We start from the raw sequence: 3048 nt of genomic DNA on the forward strand, positions 1-3048 counted from the left end.
GAAGCCGACGAAGACGAAGCTGTTGGCAAGGCTGAGCGCGGTTCCGACATGGCCGGGACCGGCGAGCGTGGCAAGCTCGGTGTAGGCGACGCCGTGCCAAGCGGAGACGGCGATGCCCGCAGCAACCAGTACGACGGCAAGCGCCATCATCATAGCCGGCTGGCCTGCGGCCGCGACGACCAGCAGCCAGAGGACCGCGAAGGCAAGCGTGCTTAGCGCGCAGCACAGCCTGAGGAATGGGCGGCGGTTGCCATGACGGTCGGTGAAGCGGCCGCTCCAGACGCGCATGACCATGGCGCCAGTCTGCACGGCGGCGAGGCTCAGGCTGGTCGCCATTGTCCCGACGCCGGCGAAATCGTGCAGGAACACCGACGCGAAGGTGAGCACCGCCACCTGCGGGAAGCAGAGCAGGCCGATGGCGATCGAGATGCGCCAGACCTCGACGTTGCGCAGCGGCGCCGGCCCGGCTGTCGCGGCGTCGGCATGACCGCCCGCTGCCGTTGGCGGCTCGTGCAACCAGCGCCAGGCAAAGAAGGCAGAGAGGGCGGAAACGGCTGCAAGCAGGCCGAAGACGGCGGTAAAGCCGAAGCCCAAGGCCAGCGAAGGCAGGACGAGCGCGCCGAGGCCGCCGCCCAGCGGCACCGCCGTCTGCCGGATGCTCATGGCAAAGCCGCGCTCGCCCTCCCGGAACCATCCCATGATGGCCCGGCCGCTGGAACCGTTGACGCTGCCGCCGAGCAGGCCGGCGACGAGCAGGCTTGCCGAGAGCAGCGAGACGCCCGGAATGGCACCCTTTGTCGGCACGACCAGCATAGCCATGACGAACAGCCATGCCGCCGTCGCGCCGAGCCCGGTCAACAGCACGCGGCGGTCGCCCCAGCGATCGGTGAGCACGCCCCAGGGCAGTTCGCTCAGCGCCACGCCCAATCCGAGAAGACCGAGCGCCAGTCCGAGCGAGGCATTGTCGAGTTGATAACCCTGGCGCATCACCACCGCGGTGGCCGGCACGCCGGAGAAGGTCGCGGAGAACCCGGCATTGGCCGCGACGCCGATGCCCAGCACCTTCCAGCGATGATTGGATCCGAAGGTTCGAGCGGCGGAGCCAGCCGTGGCTTTCGCAGGAGGCTGGCAGTCGGTGCGTGTGGCGATGGCGGACATGCGTTCATTCCCGTGACGGCCGGCTGACCGGCTTGACGGGTAGGATGTAGCGCCATAGCTTTATCTATAAAATCAGGAAGTTTTTGATATACAATCCTGAAAAGCAGGACAATAACATGCGACGCGTCACATTCGACCTCGACGTCCTCCGGAGCTTCGTCGCCGGGATGGAGCTGGGCAGCTTCGCCAGGGCCGCCGAAAGGCTTGGCCGTTCGACCTCCGCCGTTAGCGCGCAGCTGAAGAAGCTGGAGGAGCAGGCGGCCACCCCGATCTTCCGCAAATCGGGGCGCGGCCTGGCGCTGACCGAAGCCGGCGAAACCATGCTCGGCTATGCGCGGCGACTGCTCGAGCTTAACGACGAGGCGGCCGCCGCCATCCACGACGTCGAGCTGGAAGGCTGGGTGCGGCTAGGCCTGCAGGAGGATTTCGGCGAGGCGGTGCTGCCGGAGGTGCTGGGCCGCTTCGCCCGCGCCCATCCCAAGGTCAAGATAGAGGCGCGGATCGCGCGCAGCCATGAGCTTGCCGACCGGATCACCCAGGGCAGCCTCGACATCGCGCTTGCCTGGCACAATGGCGCGAGCCTGCCCTACAGCCGGCACGTCGCCGATGTTCAAATGCGCTGGATCGGGCCGGCAAAGCCGATCGAGGCCGGGCCGGGCAAGGACGACATCCTGCCGCTGGTGGCGCTGGAAGCGCCCTGCCTGCTGCGCACGATGGCGACCGAAACGCTCGACCGCGCCGGCCTGTCCTGGCGGATGGCCTTCTCCAGCCCCAGCCTCGGCGGCATCTGGGCGGCGGTCGCCGCCGGTCTCGGGCTGACGATCCGTACCGATATCGGGCTGCCCGCCAATGTCAGGGCGATGATGCCGGAACTGTTGGGGCTACCGGTCTTGCCGAAGATAGCGCTGGTCCTGCATCAGAGGGAGGCCGAGCTTGACCCGGTGGCGGCGCGCCTCGCCGACATACTGTTGCAGGCGGCGCTGCAAGCGCTACCCGAAAGCGCGCGGGCGAATGAAGCGTTGAGACATGTCGCCTGACGCGCTGAGGCCCAGGCTCAGTGCCGCTCAGCGCTTCTTTGCCCGGCCGGCGAATGGATTGTCCGAGGTGCGTAGCGCCATGCGGATCGGCACGCCCGGCATGTCGAAGGCTTCGCGCAGGCTGTTCGACAGGTAGCGGACATAGGATTGCGGCATTGCGTCGGGCCGCGAGCACGAGACGACGAAGCCGGGCGGGCGGGTCTTGGCCTGGGTGACATATTTGATCTTCAAGCGGCGCCCGGCAACGGCGGGCGGCGGATGATGCGCCAAAATGCCTTCCAGCCAGCGGTTCAACTTGCCGGTCGACACACGGCTGTTCCACACCTTGTGCGTCTTGATCACGCTATCCATGAGCTTGTCGAGACCGCGTCCGGTCTCGGCGGAGACCGTCACCGCCTGCATCCCGCGCACCTGGGGAAGGAGCCGCTCGGTCTTCTCGCGCAGCTCCGCCAGCAGTTCCTGCGGGTTGTCGATCAGGTCCCATTTGTTGAAGGCGATCACCGGCGCGCGACCTTCGCGGATGATGAGATCGGCGATCTGCAGATCCTGCTTCTCGAAGGGGATGGTGGCGTCGAGCACGATGATGACGATCTCGGCGAAGCGGATGGCGCGCAGGCCGTCCTGCACCGACATCACTTCCAGCTTTTCGTGAATCCTGGCCTTGCGCCGCATGCCGGCGGTGTCGAACAGTTTTACCCGGCGGCCGCGCCAGTCCCAGTCGACCGAGATGGAATCGCGTGTGATGCCGGCTTCCGGCCCGGTCAGCAGCCGCTCTTCGCCGATCAGCGCGTTGATCAGCGTCGACTTGCCGGCGTTCGGGCGACCGACGACGGCGATGCGCATCGGCTTGGTG

Annotated in this window: 3 protein-coding genes; 1 reads left to right on the top strand and 2 read right to left on the bottom strand. The window is 67.1% G+C overall.

Annotated features, from left to right (window positions below; translation table 11 throughout):
* A partial coding sequence (locus tag EN742_RS29910; RefSeq protein ID WP_148670352.1) for an MFS transporter occupies positions 1 to 1158 on the bottom strand: 1158 nt, incomplete at its 3' end.
* 116 nt (positions 1159 to 1274) lie between these two features.
* Between EN742_RS29910 and EN742_RS29915 the strand changes: the two genes are divergently transcribed.
* Positions 1275 to 2195 carry a LysR substrate-binding domain-containing protein gene (locus EN742_RS29915; RefSeq protein WP_127423210.1) on the top strand — a complete coding sequence of 307 codons (921 nt, stop codon included), beginning with the start codon at positions 1275 to 1277 and terminating at the stop codon, positions 2193 to 2195.
* 27 nt (positions 2196 to 2222) lie between these two features.
* Here EN742_RS29915 and der read toward each other — a convergent pair.
* The coding region (der, locus tag EN742_RS29920; protein WP_128333610.1) for a ribosome biogenesis GTPase Der at positions 2223 to 3048 on the bottom strand (826 nt) is incomplete at its 5' end.

The sequence above is a fragment of the Mesorhizobium sp. M4A.F.Ca.ET.020.02.1.1 genome (assembly GCF_004022645.1).
In the GTDB taxonomy this organism is placed as follows: domain Bacteria; phylum Pseudomonadota; class Alphaproteobacteria; order Rhizobiales; family Rhizobiaceae; genus Mesorhizobium.

Excerpts from the sequence above, each read along its gene's own strand:
- EN742_RS29915 (WP_127423210.1), top strand. The coding sequence starts at position 1,275 with ATGCGACGCGTCACATTCGACCTCGACGTCCTCCGGAGCTTCGTCGCC.